The organism is Shewanella sp. SM74 (genome assembly GCF_025653725.1).
In the GTDB taxonomy this organism is placed as follows: Bacteria; Pseudomonadota; Gammaproteobacteria; order Enterobacterales; family Shewanellaceae; genus Shewanella; species Shewanella oncorhynchi.
Genome location: NZ_JAKKRZ010000043.1, coordinates 1 through 22,613 on the forward strand (window position 1 = coordinate 1; position 22,613 = coordinate 22,613).

Annotated in this window: 18 protein-coding genes and 1 pseudogene; 1 reads left to right on the plus strand and 18 read right to left on the minus strand. The window is 42.9% G+C overall.

What is annotated here, in order from left to right; genetic code table 11:
• Window positions 1–12: 12 nt before the first annotated feature.
• The 18 genes and pseudogenes from L5M49_RS23115 to L5M49_RS23200 form a co-directional block, all read right to left on the minus strand.
• Window positions 13–198, minus strand: a pseudogene (locus L5M49_RS23115) (transposase); the annotation flags it as partial.
• 287 nt (window positions 199–485) lie between these two features.
• Window positions 486–1,898: a Fic family protein gene (locus tag L5M49_RS23120; protein ID WP_263266881.1), complete on the minus strand. Its 1,413-nt coding sequence runs from the start codon at window positions 1,896–1,898 to the stop codon at window positions 486–488.
• A 327-nt stretch (window positions 1,899–2,225) separates the two neighbouring features.
• Window positions 2,226–2,543: a hypothetical protein gene (locus tag L5M49_RS23125; RefSeq protein WP_263149132.1), complete on the minus strand. Its 318-nt coding sequence runs from the start codon at window positions 2,541–2,543 to the stop codon at window positions 2,226–2,228.
• Window positions 2,544–2,605: 62 nt separating this feature from the next.
• Window positions 2,606–3,376 (minus strand): hypothetical protein, encoded by a 771-nt coding sequence (locus tag L5M49_RS23130; protein ID WP_263149130.1) that lies wholly within the window; start codon window positions 3,374–3,376, stop codon window positions 2,606–2,608.
• Window positions 3,366–4,217, minus strand: coding sequence for a hypothetical protein (locus tag L5M49_RS23135; protein ID WP_263177423.1), 852 nt, complete (start codon window positions 4,215–4,217; stop codon window positions 3,366–3,368). The genes L5M49_RS23130 and L5M49_RS23135 overlap by 11 nt, the downstream gene beginning before the upstream one ends.
• Before the next feature lie 262 nt (window positions 4,218–4,479).
• Window positions 4,480–6,069 carry a TnsD family Tn7-like transposition protein gene (locus L5M49_RS23140; protein WP_263266890.1) on the minus strand — a complete coding sequence of 530 codons (1,590 nt, stop codon included), beginning with the start codon at window positions 6,067–6,069 and terminating at the stop codon, window positions 4,480–4,482.
• On the minus strand, window positions 6,066–6,956 hold the full coding sequence (locus L5M49_RS23145; protein ID WP_263149126.1) for a TniQ family protein: 891 nt from the start codon (window positions 6,954–6,956) through the stop codon (window positions 6,066–6,068). Before L5M49_RS23145 ends, L5M49_RS23140 begins: the two co-directional genes overlap by 4 nt.
• Window positions 6,953–8,425, minus strand: coding sequence for a TniB family NTP-binding protein (locus tag L5M49_RS23150; RefSeq protein WP_063884255.1), 1,473 nt, complete (start codon window positions 8,423–8,425; stop codon window positions 6,953–6,955). The genes L5M49_RS23145 and L5M49_RS23150 overlap by 4 nt, the downstream gene beginning before the upstream one ends.
• A complete protein-coding gene (locus tag L5M49_RS23155) occupies window positions 8,425–10,647 on the minus strand; it encodes a hypothetical protein (protein ID WP_263266882.1) in 2,223 nt (740 codons plus the stop codon). The genes L5M49_RS23150 and L5M49_RS23155 overlap by 1 nt, the downstream gene beginning before the upstream one ends.
• On the minus strand, window positions 10,638–11,447 hold the full coding sequence (locus L5M49_RS23160; protein WP_263266883.1) for a TnsA endonuclease N-terminal domain-containing protein: 810 nt from the start codon (window positions 11,445–11,447) through the stop codon (window positions 10,638–10,640). Before L5M49_RS23160 ends, L5M49_RS23155 begins: the two co-directional genes overlap by 10 nt.
• A 1,028-nt stretch (window positions 11,448–12,475) precedes the next feature.
• Window positions 12,476–15,733, minus strand: coding sequence for a type I restriction endonuclease subunit R (locus L5M49_RS23165; RefSeq protein WP_263266891.1), 3,258 nt, complete (start codon window positions 15,731–15,733; stop codon window positions 12,476–12,478).
• 16 nt (window positions 15,734–15,749) lie between these two features.
• Window positions 15,750–16,337, minus strand: a complete 588-nt coding sequence (locus tag L5M49_RS23170) for a uracil phosphoribosyltransferase (protein WP_259523938.1) — start codon at window positions 16,335–16,337, stop codon at window positions 15,750–15,752.
• Window positions 16,318–17,517, minus strand: a complete 1,200-nt coding sequence (locus L5M49_RS23175; RefSeq protein WP_263266884.1) for an AAA family ATPase — start codon at window positions 17,515–17,517, stop codon at window positions 16,318–16,320. Before L5M49_RS23175 ends, L5M49_RS23170 begins: the two co-directional genes overlap by 20 nt.
• Window positions 17,517–18,629 carry a radical SAM/SPASM domain-containing protein gene (locus L5M49_RS23180; RefSeq protein WP_263266885.1) on the minus strand — a complete coding sequence of 371 codons (1,113 nt, stop codon included), beginning with the start codon at window positions 18,627–18,629 and terminating at the stop codon, window positions 17,517–17,519. The genes L5M49_RS23175 and L5M49_RS23180 overlap by 1 nt, the downstream gene beginning before the upstream one ends.
• The gene (locus L5M49_RS23185; RefSeq protein ID WP_263266886.1) at window positions 18,622–19,644 is read right to left on the minus strand and encodes an ankyrin repeat domain-containing protein; all 1,023 of its coding nucleotides are present in this window, start codon (window positions 19,642–19,644) and stop codon (window positions 18,622–18,624) included. The genes L5M49_RS23180 and L5M49_RS23185 overlap by 8 nt, the downstream gene beginning before the upstream one ends.
• Before the next feature lie 91 nt (window positions 19,645–19,735).
• Window positions 19,736–20,920: a PD-(D/E)XK nuclease family protein gene (locus tag L5M49_RS23190; RefSeq protein ID WP_263266887.1), complete on the minus strand. Its 1,185-nt coding sequence runs from the start codon at window positions 20,918–20,920 to the stop codon at window positions 19,736–19,738.
• A gap of 27 nt (window positions 20,921–20,947) precedes the next feature.
• Window positions 20,948–22,249: a restriction endonuclease subunit S gene (locus L5M49_RS23195; protein ID WP_263266888.1), complete on the minus strand. Its 1,302-nt coding sequence runs from the start codon at window positions 22,247–22,249 to the stop codon at window positions 20,948–20,950.
• Window positions 22,239–22,463, minus strand: a complete 225-nt coding sequence (locus L5M49_RS23200) for a hypothetical protein (protein WP_263266889.1) — start codon at window positions 22,461–22,463, stop codon at window positions 22,239–22,241. Before L5M49_RS23200 ends, L5M49_RS23195 begins: the two co-directional genes overlap by 11 nt.
• Between L5M49_RS23200 and tnpA the strand changes: the two genes are divergently transcribed.
• The coding region (gene tnpA / locus L5M49_RS23205; protein WP_411569119.1) for an IS66 family insertion sequence element accessory protein TnpA at window positions 22,462–22,613 on the plus strand (152 nt) is incomplete at its 3' end. The two genes, L5M49_RS23200 and tnpA, sit on opposite strands and share 2 nt — an antisense overlap.

The following is a 22,613-nucleotide window of genomic DNA, read 5'->3' on the forward strand; positions in this document are numbered from 1 at the left end:
CTAAAGACCGTGCCTAAAGACCGTGCTCCAATGACCGAACTCTTTAGGTAAATCTCGCCAAGGGATACCTGTTCTAAGGCGGTAAAGAATACCTTCGAATGTTTGTCTATGTTCAGGTTTGTCATAAACACGGCCTGTGCTTTTCATTAAATGAAATAGCTTTTCCCAGCGTGCATCGGTTAGCATAAGTCTTGGCATGGCTTGAGGTTATGGTTACTTTTGGCGAAGCAAATTATAACGTCTTGCCATGCTGTCTAAAAATCACTCTCGAAAGATCAACAGACCCTAATTACTGGCTTTAAGATAAGTTATGCGCCTGAAACTCACTTTGGGGCAACAGCGCGTTAAGATTGAGAACATCTATATTAAAAATATCTTGGGTTTACGCCACGTACCACGCAAAGGTATTCAACCACTTATGCCAAGTTGTATGTTCCATACGATCTCATATGTCGGTCTTTACGTGACAACGCAGCAGATTATGTTTATGCCAAAAAATATTCTGTCGCTTTACCCATTTTTTCACGTCCGAGTATTCCAGCAGTAACCATATCATCAAGTTTTTGCTTTACCGTGTTGTAACTTACCCCCAGCAATCTTTCAGTCTCTCTCGCTGTAATCGTAGGTTTTTTTCGATAACGAGGCTCACCAGCAACAAAGCCAATAATTTTTTTCTCAATATCTTCTAAGCCAGAATACTGCTCGTCTAATTCATTCATTCGATATGCTGCACCTTCATATATAGACATAAATTCAGCAATGGCCCGATGGATAACACTTAACTGATATTTGATAAAATACGTTAAATCTAAGTTGTCATGCTCACAATCCAAATAGCTTTGGCCATATTGAATTGGCGCTTTTTTCAATAATGCTGAAATCGCAATGTAACGGAATCCGGTATAGCCACACTTAAACATATACCAATAGAACAAAGCTCTTGCCACCCGACCATTACCATCAAGGAAGGGATGAACATAGCCGATCACAAAATGCAGAGTAATGGCCCGTATAACGGGATGAATCTGATCGTCAGTCGAGTTTAGCCAATTCGCTACCCGAGACAATAAGCGCTCAATAGCATCATGCTTTGGCGGCTGATGAACGGTTTCACCAATAGAGTTAACCACAACCACATTGTCTCGGATCCTAAATGCTCCCGATGTGTACTTTTTCTGTTCTAGAGTTTGGGTACCAACCTTATGCAGCTCTTGTATCAACCCAATACTAAGTGGCTCATCTTTGAGATCCCACGCAGCTTGCATTAAATCAACGTTCCCCGAAATCATGCGTTCGTCTTCTGTGCGAGGCTTACGCTTTTTCCTGAGCATTTCTTTTGCAAGAATAGTCGTTGTCGCGGCCCCCTCTAATTGACTACTGGATATCGCCTCATCATCAATTAAGTTGTTTTTTAAGTGCTCGAAATGCGCGCTCTCTCCTATCTGCTCAAGAATCCCAAGCATCGCACCATGAGTGGTATAGCGATCAATCTGCGATAAAACACGACTAAACTCATGCAGGTTATTGAATCGGCAATTTGTAATAAAATCTGGGGATTGTAACAACGCTTGATTAACGGACTCAGGCAGATCGGGCGGTAATGGCTTATCTTCTAATGGCGCTAGATTTATTAATGCGTTATTTCGAGACAACCGCATTAGCCACCAGCAGTATTTGGCGTCTAAGCCAGACTTGACTCTGCGCCTAAATTCATTAAATGAATGGTACTCATCAAGCAGGTAAATGTAGTCCTTGTATTTATTGGGATCATCACCCTGATTGCCAATCTCAAGTAAAACATCGCCTATCGTCTCAAAAGGACACTCAGGCGGAGCTAAATACTTACCAGGCATGATTTTCATCTCAATAAACAAATTTATTGAGATGAGATTAATCAAGTTAGTACAATTTAGCCAGCTTTTGTTACATAGAACCTCAGTCTCAACCTTGCTGTCATAACGTTCATATGCTTCATTGAACAAGTTTAGATAAGACAAACTTGCATAACAGGAGTAAATGGCTTTTTACACTAAGGAGCAATAACAATATAGAATATAATGACTGGGATTAAGCACCATTTAGTCGTGTATCACAGAACCACTAGCATTATCTTTCGCCACCCACTTATACAAACTGCTCGTCAATTGCCGACAGCATGATGGCCAGTTCATCAGCACGGGCAAGCACTGCTGTGGCACACCAACGTTGACCACCAAATAGCATCGCTAAGCCAGGTTATAATGCAACTTGTACGCAAACGAACAATAGCCGTATTCTTTTATCAGTCTTGCAACGTTAGGTACATTTTCACGTAAGACCTCAGCAGCATCAAATGCGGGCATATCAAGCTTATTGGCATCGTTTTTTGTCTCTATTTCAATTAGGCATTTTCTTATCTCATCGAATGAAAAAAACGTTAACCCTATTGAGAAGTAGGGGCCCGCAAAGTCCTTAATCACTTCTTCAGTACCTGATGCAATGATGTAAGTTAGCCCTTCTCCTGTCGCAAAATACTCACCAAAACCGATAATGTTCTGCTTCATAACGCCTCCATTATTGAAAAATGATCATCTGTATTACTGTACTCATCAATCACATTGTTCGCTTAACTCACAAATTCAACAACCGAATCTCCCGCCTCAGGAACCAACATCTTCATGATTTTCATTGATTGCGGGGACAGACAATACTGATACTGTCTGAGATTAAAACTCGAAAACCTCAACTGAGTCCCATCAAGGGTAAAGCCTTTCACATACAAAAACTCACGATCGCCACTGATGATGTGAGCAAATTGCGAATCTGGTCCCAACTTCGCGGCGCCATAACGGATTAAGGCAATGACATCATGACTATCGACTCTATGAATGTCTCCACGGAATTGATGCTTAATAGTAGGTGTTAGATTGACAACATTGAGCCGCATAGCCTTAATGATGGTCGCTACGACATCATGATAAGACTCAGCGGCAACATCCAGAGGAAAACGGCGCCATTGCGTGCTAGGGCGATTAACGCGAAAAGACACACATAATGCCTCATGTGCAAAATACTCACCTGGATGAACAAGATATGCTTTAGACGCAAATTCTTGTTTGACTCGCTTAATCTCAGTATCACTCACTCGAAAATGAACAGATAACTGGATATACATGCCACGACTCGGTTCAATTAAAAATATTTCCCCCCAACGTGTGACTTGAATATCAAACTGATGCATCTTCAACTGCTTAAACAATGCCTTAATAAAGATCATGACACTCACAAACAACTCACCAGAAACGTCGATGCCACCGACTGTCATAGGATGAAATGGTAGGATCGCTCTGCACTTTCTGCTTGTGCGTAGCTGCTTCAACTTGCTTTCAATGTTCATCACGTAATACCTTTAATGCTATGCGTTCTTCACGTTTTCCCAGTACGCCTTTTTGAGTAACGTGAGTCCCATTGATAAACAACCACCCATCCGAATAACTCGCAGACGCCACCACCAGCTGAATCGTTTTGCCTCTTTTCAGCACATTTGATGCAACCCAATCACCGACTTGTACCTGAAAGCATTGATAGAGGATCTGTAGACTTAACGTCTCAATATCTCGCTCTAATTGCTCATACTGATAGATAAACACACTCGCTTCCTGCTTCAACCGTTGCTGATGGGCCTCTAAATCCACATCAATCACCGACGTCACCTCATCAAGATCGCTCATCACATCGGCTAATCGTTCCAACGCACAGGCCTGATCTATTCGGCGACTGACCTCCGCTGCCTTGGACACAATCTCATCAATTAACCCCTTCACTCGAGGATGATAATGCACCACAGGGTCAATATTTTTGAATTCGCCTTGATTGAATAACAGCTCCGCAATAGGGATCGCACTGGACTGAAATTGAGGGGCATCATAGGGCAGTAGATAACCAGTAAAATAGATCGTCTTATGAGTCACATGTATCAAACTTTTCACCTGCGAGTAGTAACGATCACCTAACTCAAAGAACCACCGAGCATCAGGGTACACCTTACTCACTTGGCATAAATCCAATGCCATCAACTGCTGCCGTAAATGCACCACCAGCGCCACAAGTTCATCATTCACATTGCAATGACAAAACAAAGGTTGAATACCACGCTGGCTGTGCAGCCCTGGATGTTCAACAACATAAAGCGGTGTGGCCTTCAAACAATACACTCGCTTTTTATTCATATGCTCCATTTCGACACTCCCTCCATAACATGTAAAAACGCCCCTTATCACCTCAATTTCGCGCCAACCGTAAACCGTAAACCGTAAACCGTCCATCATCAAGCCCAAAAACTGCATATTCTGAAACAAACTTTCAGCTCATTTCGCTGTCATTCAATGCACCATCACGTCTTAAAATACGCCTTATCGCCCCCCAATCCCATCAACCGCCTATCAACACTGCTAAACTTGCCGATTTACCATAACGTGCCATTGCGCGCAGCTACCCCAATTATCCCCTCACCCCCAGCGTCACCAGTAGCGCCCGCGTCAATGGCAACTTATCAAGGCGCTTACTCAAATACCCCCGATCACGCACCTTCGCCGCAATCACCGTCAACGACATTAACGTCGCGCCCTCAAGCTCACTAATCGCCTTAACCAACCGCATGTCTTCAGCAGCCCAGTCCTTGCGCGGCCTCAATGGCTTCAACGCTGAGGGCAAAATGGCTTCAAGGCCCTCACGATCATGGTGATATAAATGAAAGAACGCCCGGCTGTGATGCGCTTTGATGTCTTTTCTACACCACAAGGGATGACATTGACGCGCATCAAGCAGCTCCACAACGGCATCCGAGTGCTTTCTCTGTGCACTCAATTGCTGGCGCCATAACACCAATCCAGGCGTATTAGAGATCAGTTGTTCCACATAGCCCACACCGACCCCAACAGCATGCGCAATATCATGCCGATGCCGCCCAAGCTGGGCTAACAACAGCACCCAATGACGCTGTCTGTGCGAAAACGCATTGGCATTGCTGGCATGCTTTATCCCTGCAAGCTCTGCAATACGGCGGATATAACAGCGACTACGCCCAGTCATCGTCTCAATCTGCGCCATACTGAAATCCTCAGACAACAGAGACAAAATACGCTCACGATCATCATTAACCACTACTGGTGCATTAAAGGCGGGCATCAGCTGAAAGGGGCTTTCTTGACCTAAAAATCCGCGAGGATCGTTATCAAACAACCAAAATCCTAAAATCAGATGCTTAAACGGATGATTTAGGGTTCGGGTTTTATCGCGAATTAACGACCCCAGAAAACGCTCGCCAAACTCAAAGGTGCTTTCAAGATCAAACACCATGTCTTGGTAACACGCTGAAATGGCACGCACCAACATGGCCATGCGGATCTGCCCTGAGCGCGTCATAAATCCCTTATGCATTAATTGCTGTTGATAGTGGGTATGCAGCAAGGCTAGATCACATGGCTCATTTTTAATGAGCGCTAATGTATCCCAACAAAACTGGGCGAAATCGATACTCTGCTGATGTTCAACCCGATAGACATGAGGAGTCATGGCGGCATGATGAAACGTCAACCGCCGATCCAGTCCGGCATCGCCATTGGCTAACACCACCAGCAGACAATGATGAATAGGGCAAACGATGAGGCCCGGAATTTGATGACGGATATCAAGCATCGGAATCCCAGTGTTATGTCGGTGTTCAGACAAACACAGTGGACACACCCGATGGCCAGCAGAGAAATTGAGCCTCGCATGGGGAATGTTGGCAGTAATGACCGGATTACCCTTGCCATGAAGCATCACAGACAACAGCTTTTGCTCTGCATCATGACCAAAAAACTGAAATAGCGGATATAACGTGTGATGAACTAACCACTGCTGTGCGGTGAGCCCACCGTGGCCGGCTAAATAGTCGATAGAGTGAGGAAGATAGGGATGCAGACGAATTTTGGGTTGTTGAAAGAGTGTTTGATAGGTGCTTTTTTCATGTCCCACACTGCACGTTAAATGATATCGCACCACCCAGCTGAATATTGATTCGTTAGCGAGAGGGGCGAGATGATTCATAGTAAATGTTGGCACTCTGACAATTCATTGCGCAGCCAGAAAATAATCGCCAACCAAAAAAGCGGGTGTCGTATTTTGGCACTATTAACTTGGCCAGATAACGTCGCCCAAATAATATTGGTTTGCCTGCTTCGTCCAAGTCTTTGCGATGAAAACAACCCTGCCATGCACTCCTGACCTAAATCCTGGGTCATTTGCTTCGCTAGTTGATCGAACCGTGTGCGCTCGCTCTGCTTCAGGGGTAATTGCGACTCACAATCCAAATATCGGCGAATTTGCACTTTAACTCGATTGGGCCAAAGTGGATCGGCTTTTATCGTTTGATCAACGCGATAGATAAACGGCTGCCATGCAACCTCCCAAGGTTGTAGCGTCATCGGCTCTGCACTATCGAGCCAATGATGCGGTAAGGTGAATGGCAACACCTTTAACTCATCATGGGTGTGCAAAATCTGATCATGAATAGGGCATATTTTGGCGCCACAAAGGTGATGAGCACTATGCCAATAGGAGACACCATACAGTGCTTTATCTGCAGCAACACATTGTGGGCAAAACCGCCAACGCTTATCAATGTTAATACCTGCTAGAGCGTTGTGGTTGGGCATAGTATATTCCGCCCCACAGAGAGGCGTACTCAATAACCAGAGCGATACGGGCGTATGCGCTAGTTGAGTATGTAGGATTTGCTCAGGCGACAAAGCCATTTTTCGAATAATACTCAGGAGATCTTTATTTAATGGCAATTGTGAATGCATTTGATGATACACAATGTCATTTATCTCAAAAAATCGCTTTGTATTAATGTGCATTTGCCCCGATAACATACGTTCTCGAATAAATGCACTATAGACATACTCATCGGGTAACAAACCTACGCGGATCATTCGTCATGTTCCAACGTTTGTGGTGAACGTTTTGACTCGCGTTTACTATCTAAATCCATTTTAATTTTTGCTAATTTTTGTAAATCCGCTTCAGAGAATTCATTCGACGTTATCAAGTTATCAATATCATTCTTAACAGCATGAGCGGTATCAGACGTTAATTCAGATGATGACATAAAACTCTGTAGATGTTTGATTGCTAGTGTGTTATTTCCAGAGTCAAGGTATTGCTGCACCGTCAACAAATCTGAGTGTCGCCCTTTTTTACCTTGATTAATATTACGTGTAACCATGCGCATGAGCGGGAAGCGTTTTTTAAACGTTTGCTGAATCAATTTCAGCGAAAATGTTTCTTTGCCACTGCGTATCGCTTCAATGAGACATGACTCCCACAGAGTAATTAGAATTGATGGGACACCCGCTGAGAGCTCAAATAACAACGCGACCATATCATCATTGATTTCAACCGGCTTTTTGAGCGGTTGATACGCAAATAACGCCTTCATGAATCGTTCACAATCATGTTGTTGAGTGAATCGTGACAACTCAAATGTGGACCCTATACGTCGTTTATGGCGGCCTTTTTTATCAAAAATCAACAGCGTATCTGGAGTACCTATTTTCACATTGGGAATAGACAACGTATTGGTCAGCTCATCAAAAAACTGTATCATTTCTTCGCTATAACGTTTCGAGGCCACCTGTAAATTTTGAAATTCATCAATGATCAGCAAGCCAACATGATGTCTTATTAATACGCTACGCAGAATTCCCATCATGCTGGAAATATCTAAAAATTTCCCACTCGTTTTCTTCACAGATTGCGCGTAGCCAGTTTTACCGTAACGACTCGCCGCAAGCGCGTTATCAACTTCACTTAGTATCTGATAGATAAGTCCTGGGCGACTAGCGTTATGCGGCATATCGACTTTGATATAAGTGATCTGTGGCTCATTCAACGAATCAGTTTGATGCTCAATAACAGTAGGAAATAGATTCGTCAGAATAGACTCAATCGCTCGAGACTTACCGTTTCCAGATATGCCGGTCATGAACATTGCATCGGCGGTGGTTGTAGTACCTACCATATCTAAAAGAGGACGCTTAATATTTTCAATATCAATATGGCTATCAGCAATATCATAGCTCCACGCAATGACTTCAACGCGTGTTGGATTTCTGTCGACATAGCCATGACACATCAGATCGTACAATTCATTGTACAAATCGAGATGTTGCGGCGTCATAATCAGCATTTGACGAAGACTTTTGAGGGATGCAATTCGATCATCATCAGACATATCGACATCATTGCTCTCAGCCTGAATGATACGCGACATGACTGTTATAAATCGCTCAGGCTCTATGCGGTCAGGCAAAGCCAGAATTAGCGGATTTCCTTGATATGACGAGACATTTGAATGTCGATATTGGGCCGATGCGATTGAAATGGGTAAAGTTTTTTTCATTATTTACTTTCTTGTTTATAGAACGCTGAATGGGCCTTGTGCTCGAACTCACCATCTTCAACAACATCGCTATTTTGCGAGAACTCGAGTACACCCGTGGAATTAACTGTCTGTAAAAAACGATTTAAATCGTTGTGACGATTGATTAACGCCTCAAGCTTGCGATTGTCTTTAATTTTGGCGAGGCTGGGCATAGTGCCCGAGATTTTTTCTTTTTCGGCTTGGGTCAGTTTGTGCTCAATAAACATCTGAACCCCGAGCAAATATTGCAGTTGGTCTTCAATGACAAGCTCGTTTTCGCCATGCTCCTGTGTTTTTTGCTGCTTCACTTGATCAAATGACAGACCAGCAAACCGGTTATCCTTATGATCTAGCGTCGCAACTTTTAATCCATCGGATGTGCAAATAAAAATAATATCAACCAGCTCAATATTATAACGACATGACAAAATCAGGCTGCGCTGATTGGGGAGGCTGCGCTCTTGAAGGCCGCTCTCTAAAGTCCACTCACAGTTATATCGCAAGCCATTTTCTTTGAGATATAAGTGATCACGATGAACCGTGATCTCACCTTTGGTCAGCAATTTAAAATAAATCTCATCATCCGGTAGATTGAGCAAATAACCTGGACGATTTTTTTCGCCCCACGCCCACAATTTTGCAGGTATAGCGGGGATCTGGTCACGCACCATTGATCTCTCGAGAGGATAATTTGTAACCTGGCGGTTATTGTTATGATAAAACACATAAACGATGGCGATTTGATATAACTCATGAATCGTTAGGCTGGCATGTTTTCGCGCTAACTGGCGGGCGATATCTTGTTGAGATTTTGTTTGATTCCCCTTACTAACGCCTTCAAAATGTCCTTGAAAAACATGAAAAAGTTGTTCTATGTTGGGTTTGTCGTCCCCCCTGCCAGAGCGTGAAAATTTCACGCTTACTGGCAAATCAGAGATTGGTCCTTCGGAAATTTTGTTATGAAACTCGGCTTTATCAACAAAATAGGTTGTCGCAATACCCGATTGAGGCCAATAGCTGGCGTCAAAATTGAGTCCCATTTCATCAAACCAAACCTGTTTATCGCGAGCACTATTAAAAATCGCCTGACGAACTGTATTGTAAGATGGATTTTCTGTTGTGATGTACAAACCGACGATGATCTTACTGAACACATCAATGATGAAATACACCGTGCCTTTGCCAATTTTAGTGGAGCGAGTGGGGTCGAAAACCGATACTAACTCTTCAGTAAATGGGGTCTCATCGATTTCAAAAACTTGCCCAGGCGCAATAACATGCGCATATGCATCGCCTTTTCGGCCGGCATTATCTTTTTTATTTTCAATTGCGTTTTGACGACTTTTATCTCTGGCAGGTAAGTTTCCGCCGAACTCTTTACATAACCAGTAATAAAACTGGTTATAGGTCGGGCGTTTATCTGGTGCGACTAACTCAACTTTAAACCGACGCTGGTTTTTTTGCGCGGTTTGAAAATCATGCTTTACCCTTGATGAAAAATAATGCTTTCTTATCAGTTGCTTATAAACATGTACAATCGATGGTCCATTGCGCTTAGCATATAGACGTTTGCCTGCCTTAAAATGCCTATAATCGTACTCATTCAGGAGCTTGCCCCTCGCGATGCCCGAGTTTGGACGCCCTGGTTTTACGCGTAATTCTCGTTTTTTAGGAACATGGATCGTATTTTTACCCATGGGTAAATATAATCCAGATTGGCGCTGACCGAGCCTGAAATACGAATATAAACAGTCGTATACATACTGTTTGCTACGCCCGGTTTGCTCGATGACCTGTGCAATACAGTTTTGCCCATAATCGTTGCGCAGCACATTGTCGAGGTCTTGCAATAACGGTTCGATAACTTGGTAACGCTCAAGCGCCTTCTTTCTCTTGTGTTCTGGTAAACTATCGAGATCCATTAATGCATCGATAGGCCAATCCATTTCGAATAATATTAATGATTCATCATTGATTTTATTCAGTAATTCTTTGTATTCCAGCTGAATAGGAAATCGGGCAACAGTGTCGAGATTGATAGCAAATGCAACATTTAGGGGGATATCAACACTGATCACCAAGTAATCCTCGGTGATTTTTTTATCACCAATAAAACACTCTGAATCGGCCTCTTCACTTGGACCAAACCCGAGATTTACTTTCAATATTTGGTTGGTATCAGGACTATGAGTCAATTGCATGGATATATACCTAAATCTGACGCTGCTAATTCGAGTTTTAATCGCTGAGTCCAATTCATATCTAAACGCTGACACCACAGCGCATGATAAAAAAACGACGCAGCTTGCGAAAAAGTGATTCCACTAATCCTCGAGGAAATGTCGATAATGTCGCTGGTTCGACAATGTCTATCATCAGATAAACAGCCAATAAAATTGGTCAGCCATATTTCAAATAAGGAGTGCAAAAATGGCGGGATCTGACGGTGACGAAAAAGCGCTTCAAGATTTTCACTTTTCACCGTGCGAAGTTCAGTGCTGGTAACTAGCTGATAATCAATATGTTCCAGCTCGCAATAAGCCTGTTGAATTGCCAATTTCTCCATTGTTCGCTCACGTAGTGAATCCGATTCCTGTTTGACCGGGTGGGCAACACGCGAACCATCAACAAGAATTGAGACAAAATCAATGGTTTGAACAATCGGGACCTGTTTTGAGCCAACGTAGACGGGATGTTTTACTCCCAGTTGTTTAGCAATCGGAATAGAAAAGTCCAACGGGATTGCATATTGCTCATAAATTTCAACAACGTAACGCATATGCACCAGTGATAAATACATCCAGAGTTCATTTTGCGATAAGAGATGCATCACCCGATGCGGTGTTGAAAAGTGGGCTATTTTGGTCTTAATACCTGAGCTACGTACATCTTCAACACGCCAAAATGGCTCGTAGATAATCTCATCGTGTTCAATACTGCGACGATGAGCATCAAACCACCTCTGCTGGCGCTCAAATGTCATTCTGGCCGTTTTTTTCATCAGACAATCACATCGCGTAATCGCGTGAATGGATTTGATGACGTTTTCGGCACTGCATTTGGGGATGATTCATATCGGTACGCTCCTAATTAGATAATGCGAATCTAGTACCAAACAAAAGCAAACGCAACCCCCAAAAACACAATCGTAAGCCATTGTATTTTATTTATAAATTTAAATAATTTATCTTTTTTTCTAAATAATTAATGCACTTTTCTACGGTTTAACCAGGATTTTCACTCCTAACATCCAAAAAACATAGATTTCTAAAAAAATGGCCAGCACAAAAAATAAAACATTAAAAATCAGTCACATAAAAACACAAAATAATCATTATTATTTATATGGAAAATATTGACTATTTAAAATTCTAAATATAAATTCCGTCATTTTGGCTCGGAACGGAATGAATTTGTGAATAGAAAAAATGGTTAAAAACACTACCTCCATATTCCATTAGGAAATATTAATGTAGAAAATAAATGAAAAATGGTATTAAAACGGAGTGAAAATAAATTTTATTTTTCAGTCTAGGAGGGGAAGTTAATACGAAACTACTCGAAATTTATACAGGATTACCACCCAAAATGGCTTACCTTACTCTTTGCCTCACGAAAAACTGAACTATCCCAGTAGAAAAAGCTAGTAATTCGGTCACGCTCTCTCAGTGTGGCAGCACAGAGATATTTCAGGGCGGCCTTTCAGATTTGCCCAGTTCAGTTCATCGCAATAAAATGAACTTCGACCACCAGTATTACCAATTCAAACTCTACAGTAACAACAACTACAGCTAAATATTTAGGTAGTTACCACTAAATTGGCAACTACACGCTTGGTACCTTACTGAGTTAGAGACCGTCTAACTCAAACACACCTTTAGACATAATTGATTTCATGTATTTAATCTAAACTGCAATATTGCCACTATTTTTACTGGTGCTACTTATGATTTCAAAAGCAGTATTGACTGAATAGAGAGTGATTACGTATTGAAAAGGCAAGGATTTCATACCTTGCATTTACTCTAATTAAGCAGCATACCAACCATCAGCTAATACTTCAGCCTGCTCAAGTACCAGCTTGATTGCAGCCTCTGCCGCATCGGGTGGATATTTCCAGCGGCGCAGTAATCGGCGTACAAGGTTACGCATTCTCGCTCGCACACTATCCCTCTTTTGCCAGTCAACGGTAGCAGACTTTCGCAATTGTTGAGTTAGCTCAATAGCAAGACTTCGCAAATTATCATCGCCAAGCTCACGCACCGATGCTTCGTTTTCAATTAACGCACGGTAAAAGGCAATTTCATCGACAGACAGGTTTAACCTATCAAGCATCTCGGCATCTTCTTGCATCTCCTTTGCCCATTGAATAAGCTCTTCAATGACTTGTGCGGTTTCAATGCTGCGGTTATGGTATTTTTGTAGCGTAGACAGAATGCGTTCAGAATATTTTTTCTCCTGCACCACATCGTTTTTCATCCGAGATTTAACCTCATCCCGAAGTAATTTTTCCAATAACTCCACGGCAAGATTTTTCTCTTTCATGTTCTTTACATCTTCTAAGAACTCTGGTGAAAGTAGCCCTATGTTGGGTTTATCCAAACCAACCATGCTAAATATATCGTCAACACCATCAGCAATGACCGCATTATCAAGGATCAGCTTTAATGCCGTATTACGCTGTTCATCAGTACGTTTTTTATCGACAGTTGAATGTTTAATAAATGCGGTTTTGATTGCTGAATAGAAAGCTATTTCATTTTTGTAGCCTTGCGTCTCATCCATGGTATTACAAAGTGAATAGGCTTTCGTTAATGCCGCCATCACATCCAAGAAACGACGTTTACCATCTCGCTGCTCTTTGCCATTGCTTTGAAGTGTAACAAGCCCTGAAAGATGGTTTACTGCGCCAGGAAGTAATCTAAGTGCCTGCGTTTCAAAGTCGGGGCGATAATTGAATACCTTGCCATCAACTGGTGTCGCAAACATCCCACGGATAATATCAATCTTCTCCATCAGAACAGCAAATGCCTCAGCAGTATCGACTGTCGGCTGGCCTTTTCCTTGGCTGCTGGTGTAGGTTTTTAGTGCGTTTTTAAGCTCATTGGCAATACCAATATAATCAACCACCAAACCGCCTGGCTTGTCTTTAAAAACCCGATTGACTCGGGCAATTGCTTGCATCAAGTTGTGCCCTTTCATGGGCTTATCAATATACATGGTATGGCAACATGGGGCGTCAAAGCCTGTAAGCCACATGTCACGTACAATCACCAGTTGCAGCTCATCTTCGGTATCTTTGTAGCGCTTTTCAAACAGCTTTTTAGTTTTCTTATCATGAATATGGGGTTGCATCTTTTCTTTGTCAGATGCAGAACCGGTCATCACGATTTTAATAACGCCTTTATCGGTATCGAGGTGATGCCATTCAGGTTTAATCGCCACAATTGCATTGTATAAGTCGACGCAGATTTCACGGCTCATCGCCACAACCATGGCCTTACCCGGGAAGGTTTCAGTTCGAGTGGTAAAGTGTTCAACAAGATCTTTAGCAACTTGCTCAATACGCGGCGCTGCACCAACGAGCTTCTCTAATGCTGCCCATTTAGACTTTAATTTCTCACGATCTGCGGTCTCTTCATCCTCGCCAATTTCATCTTCAACTTGATCGTTTAATTGCTCGATTTCATCTTGATTGATATCGAGCTTGGCTAATCGCGATTCATAGTAAATGGGCACAGTCGCGCCATCATCGACGGCATCTTGAATGTCATAGATAGAAACATACTCACCAAACACACCACGGGTATCTTTATCATCCATGGCGATCGGCGTACCGGTAAAGCCGATAAATGAGGCATTTGGCAAAGCGTCGCGCATGTACTTTGAGTAGCCATAAACGAACTTATGCCCAGTGACAACGCCATGCTTATCCTTTATCTCAACCATCTTGGATTTATTGCCATACTGGCTGCGGTGGGCTTCATCAGACACAACGACAATATTACTTCGCTCCGATAAAATCGGATGGGCAGTTTCTTCATCTAACAAAGCAAACTTTTGAATTGTGGTAAAAATAATCCCGCCAGATTGGCGATTTAACAGCAACTCTCGTAATGAATCACGATCATCTGCTTGCTGCGGTATTTGCTTTAAGGTTTCTTGCGCCATGCCAAAGGTGTTAAACAACTGGCCATCTAAGTCATTACGATCAGTCACTACGACAATAGTCGGATTGTTCATACTAGCTTGCTGTAACAACTTACTGGCATAGCACACCATAGAAATACTCTTACCACTGCCTTGGGTGTGCCAAACAACACCAGCTTTACCGCTGCCTGGCTTGATCTTATCTAATCCTTTCGTCGCTTGTACTTGGTAGATCCCCATAGTCTCTGCCACCAACGGCAGTGAATCATCGACTTGCCGAGCTCGAACCGTTGCAGCTACGGCAGCTCGTACTGCATGGAATTGGTGGTAGCCGGCAATCTTCTTAATAATGTTGTCATTGTCCGTTTCAAACAACACGAAGTAGCGGATGTAATCGAGTAATAAATCTTGCTTAAAGAAACCACGCACCATGGTCTCTAGCTGAAACTCGAACAAAGGCTTATCGTCTTCCGTCGATACTGTCTTCCAAGGTAAAAATCGTTCTTTATTCGCGGTTAATGAACCTACACGTGCTGTCCAACCATCACTGACAATCAAGGCTTCATTGAAAACAAACAAGTCGAATATTTCATCTTTGTAGGTTTGCAGTTGATTGTAAGCATTCCAGATATCGGCATGTTCATCGGCAGGATTTTTAAGCTCGATGACCGCTATGGGTAAGCCATTTATAAAAATAATGATGTCTGGTCGACGATTACCTTTTGTACCTGTAATGGTAAATTGATTAACGACCAAAAATTCATTGTTGTTAGGTGTGATAAAATCCATCAACTGCGCATGGGAATACTTAGTCTTGGTTTCGCCATCCTCAAAAACGCTATATTCAACCGGCACACCTTCTATCAGATACTTATGGAAGGCGCGGTTATTTTTTATCAGTATGGGCGTATCAGGTGAGCAAACGGTATTCACTACATCGAGTAAGGCATCATAGGGAAGTTCTGGGTTAATCACCTCTAACTGGCTTAATAACCGCTGCTTTAATACAACCTGATGGTAATCATCACGCTCCGGTGTTATCCCATCTGGTGCTATGTCATAACCACAGATATAGTCATAAGCTTGGTCTTTAAACCAGCCGAGACATAGCTGTTCTAGTTGGTCTTCGGTGATTATCATTTTTTTGCTCTATTTAGAATGTGCCAAATAACCTGTTGCCTGTGTCATTGGTACCGCTACCCACGTAGTAGTTTTGTGACACTCTACTGACTACGAATTGAGTATTGGGGTAATAGCGCTCAATTTGAGGCACAAAATCCTCTTGCATCACTAATGAAATTACCATGGAGCTTTTGGCTTCACTAACCTTTTCAAGGTACTTAGCTAATGTTTTTCCAGAGTTTATGACGGAATCGACAATAACAACATGCTGATCCTCAATGGTATTTATAGCTATGTCATCGGCCTCATTGGATAAGATGTATTGATGTGGATTGTCACCCAAGAGTAAGCGCACCCCCTGACTGACATAGAGTCCGGCTCTGAGCAAACAGATGATGGTGATACTTGAAAAATCAGTTACTTCAGAAGTGCCTAACTTGCCTTGCGGGTTGGTCACCTCCTTAATCGTCCTAGGTAGAGAGTTAATAAACTCTACCCCGAGTATCTGGCCAATTTGCTGATGAATATTTGCGAGCCGATTCCCCCTCACCTCTATGGATCGCGACTGGGTATTTAGTTCTTGCAAGTAATGATTATTCTCAGACAGTATTTTTAACATTTAGAATGTCCTCCAATTTGACAACATTTAGGTCTTCGTGACCCGCTAAAATAGATAAATGCTTAGGGTTTGCTTGGTCTTTAAAAATGTAGGTAGCCTGATCGCTGTGCAGCAACATGCCCAAATCAACCCGGCCATTGCCAAATGCGCTAAGCGGGAGGCGGTGTTGATTGATGATGTCGGCTAATTGGGTCTTGCTCTCATTGGTAATTATGCAGCCACACAAACCGAAACTAGCACCGCCTATTACATAGTCGGCTAATTCACACTGAGCCTGCCACAAAGCAGGGAAGCCACAAGAGATAAACACTATCAGGGTGCCTTGTGCTTTTAGAGCATTAATGACATCAATGGCTTTTGGATGAAGGGATAAGTCTTGTCGTGCTGCGTTGAAAGTTGTTTGCATCAACTGACGGTTTTGATGGCTATCAAGATACTGAGACACATCAAAAAATGCATCAAAGCAGTAGCTTTCATATCGCTTAAACAGCTCAGTTACACGAGCAGATAAAGACTCCTCCGGCGAGAAATCATAAATGTCGCAGTGATTTAGGGTGCCATCACAGTCAAACAACGCAACGGGCTTTTGATGTGCAACGATTTCTGCTGCAAAGCGCTGTAACACAAGCGCTGAAATGTGTTGGATCATCGTCTTGGTCAATACAGCTTGTGGAAGACGACCATCGAGTTCGACAAATCTGATATTGTCAGCCGAGCAACACTCAGCTAAACCTTGGTGTTCAACATCCTGCCATTGGGCTAGTTCTGTCTCTGTATACCTTGCGTGTCGATGCGAATCATTTTGGAGTTGAGCCTTGATATCTTCACTGGACTTATGCAAGAAAAATATTACATCATAAAATCTGGCATCGGCCTGAGTCCAGGCAATGTCATAACCACCCGCTTGAATGAAACTGTAATGGCCACTCACCACGGTATGTTTTCTATGTTGAGAATGCAGCCCGTGTAACTCGGTAATGGCAGCTTCTCTATGTGCTTGCTTCTGCTTGCTAGTGGCCTGTTTGAACTCGTCTAGTCCACCAGCGACCACCTGAGCTATAATACTGGAGCCATCGTAACAATTGACCACACTTTCGTATCGGCTCAATGACTGGGCAAGGGTAGTTTTACCCACCCCTGATACGCCATAGATGCCTATTCTTAGTTTTTTGCTGATCACTACAGGGCACCTTTCATGGTGGTGAGAAAATCCTTCCTAGGATCACAGGAGTAATCTTGGGTGTGATATTCGAGCAAGCAGTCTCTAACGCAATCTGAAGCAACCTGGCAGGTCTTGCAGTCTTGTCGTTCTGGCCAGTGTTTTGCCATTTTCTTGGGGAAGCTATCGATGGGATCATTGATAGACCCCAGCAGCCATTTGGATTGGCCAAACATGCGGCCACAGGGATAGACTTCGCGGCCCATGTAGATGACAAAGTTACTACCAGCGCCACAGCTGCCGCCGAACATGGTGCAGACTTTATCTGGTTTACCGGCAAAGTTGCGGCGATAAGCCTCTAGGTTACCGATTTCAACTCGAGTTAATCCCGCAAGGTCAAATTTTACCTTAATGTCTTGCAAAAATTGATAGTACTGAGCGTAGCTCAGGGCTTCGACGTGTTCAGGTGTATCAACTAAGCGGTCGAAGATAACCTTGGTAAACTCTTGCTGCTTGATGAATTCAACGTAATCATCCAGTTGGTTGAGCAAGTCCATGGTCAGCGTGGTATTGATAGCCACATCAAAACCTTTGCGCCTGAGTATTTCTATACCCAGCATAGCGGCATTAAATGAACCTTTACCATTGTGATCGAGTCTGTGCTTGTCATGAATGACTTTAGGACCATCTATTGATACGCTGGGCACTATGTTTAGTGCCAGCATATTTTCGGCAATCTCTTCGGTTACTAGGGTAGCGTTAGTCACTGTGTAGAACTTGAGCGACTCTTGGTTTGGATAGGCTTCTACGAACTGCTGTACGCCATCGCGTATGTTACGCCAATGAATTAAGGGCTCGCCACTGCCGACGAAGTTAATCTTAACCTTTTTGTCGAACCTATAATGCTGGTGATATTCCAGAGAGTTTTTCAGGATGACAAAAATCTCATCGGCGCTTAATGGCTTTTCTTTCTCGACTCGGTTTTCAGGATGGAAAAAATAGCAGTAATCACACCCCAGATTGCAAATAGTATTGACCGAGATACAAATTCTCTCTACCTGCTCAACTGGGAGTAAATCTTGCCTTACCGGGATTTGAATCGGCGCGGCGTTAGGTGTGTACAGCTTAACCATATATCTTTCCTTGTAATAAGGTCACTATCTTTTGGTGTCCTTTCTCTCTGGCGTAATCCAGCGCCGATTTATCATTCCTGTCGCGGATATCGATGTCGACGCCCTGCTCAAGCAGGTAGCTGACGATGGCGTCATTGCCCTTGATACTGGCCTTGATCAGTGGGGTAAAGCCATTGTTATCGGCCTGATTCAGGCTGAAGCGGATATTGGCATGTTCGTGAATAAATTTGATCACATTTAGGGCGCCATCCCAGGCGGCAATGAGCATGGCCGAGTTTCCCCGATTATTGCCCTTAGAAGTAATATAGGGGTTGGCTCCGGCGGCTCGTAGCAGCTTATCCATGGTTTTCAGTTGGCGGCGCTGGGCGGCATGGCAGAAGGCGGTAATTTTTAACTTAGCCTTATCAATCAAGTCTATATCCGTCGAGGGCTGCGACAACAAGTAATCAATCGCATCAAACTCCTTCTGTTGAATGCAGGTCATCAAGGGGGTCAGGCCAGTACTGAGATAAAAATTAAAGTGAGCCCCAGGTTGAGATGCGAGTTGCTGTTGGAGGCTGACAAAGTCACCTTGCTGCAACAACTCAAATAAGGCTTGGCGAGCGGGGGTTAATGCGTTGTCGCCCTCGCCACTTTGTTGTAAAAACCTCTCCAATGACAGAGCTGTGATGTCTTTGGCCTGGGCGCGGTTGCGCATGCCGACATCATTGCTGACTAATTGGATGTTACCAGCTTTGGTGTGGGACAAGGCCTGGATCAGTATGATGTCATCATTATTCCCCTGGCTTGAGCCAAATCCATGCCTGGAGCTTATGGCCTTTAATCTATGCTTCTCAATATGATGCAGACACAGCTGGGCTTTTTCCTGATGCTCGGCCTTGGTCTTGCGATAATCAAGCTCGTCTAGGATCTTCTGCGGCAGAATGACTCGCTGGGAAAATTGATTGAGCAAATCAGGATTGATCAGCAATACATTGGTATCAAACAGCAGTGATTGAGTTTTGTTGCTTTCCATAACTATCCTTAGTCTTATGTAAACCTTGATCCAATAAACCGTGTACTGGTAAACCAGCTGATGCACGCTTGTTCTAATGGGTCTTAGGTGATCACGCTACGTCCTCTCGATTCCATTTTTGCATTTCGCAGCAAAATGCTGTGAATGACTCACTATCAATAAATAATCGTTGAATAGCCGCCATCTGATTAAAGAAAGTTTCTTGCTGCTGCTCAAATGTACTGGCAGTAGCGATAAATTCAGTCAAATCACGATAGATGATCAATGGATGCCATTTATTCGCTTTATTCCCCAGCGCTGTCCGGTCGCTGAGACGCCATCCCTTAGGCAGCGTTGACGATATATCAGCAACTAACTGGTCGTAATAGCCATGTTCTTTAACTTTTGATTGAAGCTTTTTATTGACGCTCAACACGACTGCCGCAATGGGTGCCGTGCTGAGGAGGTCGTGAATTTGATGGTCAGCACCATCAACAATAAAGCCACAAAATAATGCCGGTTGCCATGCTTTCTCATCGTTAAAATCGGCTAATGAAGAAAACTCTAACCCTATTCGGCCCCAGGTGTCATTTCGGCCACGTGCATTTCTATGTTTGGGTGGGCTAGAAAATAGCGTCGAACGACTTTCTGTCAACAATGGCCATTGGTTATTAATCGAGTGCTGACAAATATTATAGAGTTGCTGATCTATGTTTTTGGCTTCTTGGTAGTAGGCAATTGACAGCGGATTAATCGCCGATACGTTAATTAATCCATTGCTTTCGAGTAACTGAATAAACTCTTCGCGGATCCAATTAAGTTTTTCGTTATCACTCTCTATGGCTTGGATCTGCTTGGCAATATCGTACCAGCACAATGCAATATCAGGCTGCTGCCTATGTTGCCCTACGTGCGCGGTAATCAATACTATTAAAAAGCGTTTATTAAGAGATTTCTCAGCAAAGTCTCTATAGTTGCTTAATTGTTTGTGATGAAGCTCTGACCAAATTTTATGTTCAAAGATCACACAAAAATCACGGTCTATAGATTCCCACAGCATATCAGGGAACTTTCCATTGAAGTTGACTTGGGTATCGACATATTCAGACTCAGCCATAGAGTCAATAGCCAACCCTTTCAGCACCGCTTTTTCTTGTAAAAGATGGTTTATAGCCTGACGCACAGACTCATCATTTTTCAACAACCAAGCAAACGCTTCTGTCACAAAGTTCTCTATCGGTGATGTCTTATGGCTTGCCGCATATTTGCTGATATTAACAAGTAAACTATTTTGCATTGCAATCCCTTGCTCTTAATTTGATTATTATATTGTCGTTTCGGCTAAGTCGATTTCGCCGGAAAGCAATTTAGGAAGCAGTGTGTCACGTAGTTCTGAAAGGTGGCTATTTTCCTTAAAATTAGATATCCACTTTGCATATAAAGGTGAAACCACTTCTTGATATTTGTGAATCAAATCAAATGTGGGAACCACTGTTTTAACCTGTTCAATACCATTCGAACTGATATTCGGCTGAGCGCTTCCTTGAGCAGCCCCAACAATTTGCTCGAAGATAGAGTCTCTGTTGACTAAGTTATATGTAAACCAGCATGGTTGAGATTTATCTACTTTTGATTCAAATCGAGCAACACGTTGATTTAAATACCCATCTCGACCATCAGATACATAAATCCCACTTTTACCAACAGTGGCACCTGTCATTGCCATAAGAAGATCACCATCTGATAGCTTAAAGCGAGAGGCGGTTCTAGCTATATCGTCATCGACACATTGGCAATCAGATGTAGTTACAGTACCAGCAGAAGTAATATTTTTAATCTTGATAACAGGATTGCCTTCATCGATAAACTGTTTACTTTTGAAAGCATAACCACCTTTAGCTGCTGTGACACTTCCTACAGTTCCAGCTTCCCAACCATCAGGAATCAAACCCAACTCACTTTCAACTAGCTTATCGGGGAATAGCGAGGCAGTGGCTTCATCCATACCCTCAGGCTGCTCACCATTCATCTTGGCTTTTACGGGGTCGAAATCGACAAACCAAGATTTGAAGATGGCTTGCGCCATTTCTTCTAGGGTTTGGTTTGTTTGAGTATTGATTGTGATTTTGGAGTCAATTGCACTAAGAACACTGGATATATTCTTTTGAGTTTCAGCATTAGGCAGTTGAAACGCATATTCTCTTATCAGTTTAAGGCCAGCATTTTTTATAGTTGAACCAGTTGCTAAGTTATGGATGTAATCCTGGAAGTGCTTAGCAGTTAGAACATACTTAATATAATTTTTGTCAATATTTGGAAGTACGTTTAAGTAACAAGCACTTTTGCCAAGAAAAACCTTTTCGCCTTGATAGGTTCCTATGTTGCCCAACGTACCATTTATAGATACAAGTATAGTGCGATCACTTAGGTCCTTCTTATGCTTCAAATACTGTTCTTTATCTGTTCTTTTGGTATTCTCATTTATTACAATCCTACCATTAGAAAGATTATTACCATTTATAAAATAGTAATCGCCACAGTCATCATATTTAGGGGTTCCATGAAGTCCATCACCAATTCGTGAAGTAACTTCAGCCAGAGTTACTGTTTTCCAATTACAGCTCATAACCTAACCCCGCTAGGTTCTTCTTAATCTCAGCCTCTAGCTTGGCCGACTCAGCAAACTGCTCACTCAACATAGTTGTCAGCATTTCCATCTTTTCAGCAAACGGCACACCATCATCAAGCTCATCTGTAAGCGTAACGCCAACCACACATTCCAATCCTAACTGATCAACCTTACCCTGTCTGCCATTATCAACTGCCAGGGTAATCATCATGCACCGTACCAAAGAACAATGGCTGGCCTTGTTTGCCGAGCAAGCCCAAAGTGGTCTCACCCAAACTGAATTTGCAAAACGTCAGGGCATCATTCCTACATATTTTAGTTATCGCAAGCGTCAGTTGTTGGCGTTTCAGGATGATGACGG

Coding starts and splice junctions, on each gene's coding strand:
- L5M49_RS23140 (WP_263266890.1), bottom strand. CDS start 6,069: ATGAATCATCTCGCCCCTCTCGCTAACGAATCAATATTCAGCTGGGTG.
- L5M49_RS23155 (WP_263266882.1), bottom strand. CDS start 10,647: ATGCAATTGACTCATAGTCCTGATACCAACCAAATATTGAAAGTAAAT.
- L5M49_RS23130 (WP_263149130.1), bottom strand. CDS start 3,376: ATGAACATTGAAAGCAAGTTGAAGCAGCTACGCACAAGCAGAAAGTGC.
- L5M49_RS23180 (WP_263266885.1), bottom strand. CDS start 18,629: ATGGTTAAGCTGTACACACCTAACGCCGCGCCGATTCAAATCCCGGTA.
- L5M49_RS23185 (WP_263266886.1), bottom strand. CDS start 19,644: ATGGAAAGCAACAAAACTCAATCACTGCTGTTTGATACCAATGTATTG.
- L5M49_RS23170 (WP_259523938.1), bottom strand. CDS start 16,337: ATGTTAAAAATACTGTCTGAGAATAATCATTACTTGCAAGAACTAAAT.
- L5M49_RS23145 (WP_263149126.1), bottom strand. CDS start 6,956: ATGATCCGCGTAGGTTTGTTACCCGATGAGTATGTCTATAGTGCATTT.
- L5M49_RS23125 (WP_263149132.1), bottom strand. CDS start 2,543: ATGAAGCAGAACATTATCGGTTTTGGTGAGTATTTTGCGACAGGAGAA.
- L5M49_RS23150 (WP_063884255.1), bottom strand. CDS start 8,425: ATGAAAAAAACTTTACCCATTTCAATCGCATCGGCCCAATATCGACAT.
- L5M49_RS23190 (WP_263266887.1), bottom strand. CDS start 20,920: ATGCAAAATAGTTTACTTGTTAATATCAGCAAATATGCGGCAAGCCAT.
- L5M49_RS23160 (WP_263266883.1), bottom strand. CDS start 11,447: ATGAAAAAAACGGCCAGAATGACATTTGAGCGCCAGCAGAGGTGGTTT.
- L5M49_RS23200 (WP_263266889.1), bottom strand. CDS start 22,463: ATGATGATTACCCTGGCAGTTGATAATGGCAGACAGGGTAAGGTTGAT.
- L5M49_RS23135 (WP_263177423.1), bottom strand. CDS start 4,217: ATGGAGCATATGAATAAAAAGCGAGTGTATTGTTTGAAGGCCACACCG.
- L5M49_RS23195 (WP_263266888.1), bottom strand. CDS start 22,249: ATGAGCTGTAATTGGAAAACAGTAACTCTGGCTGAAGTTACTTCACGA.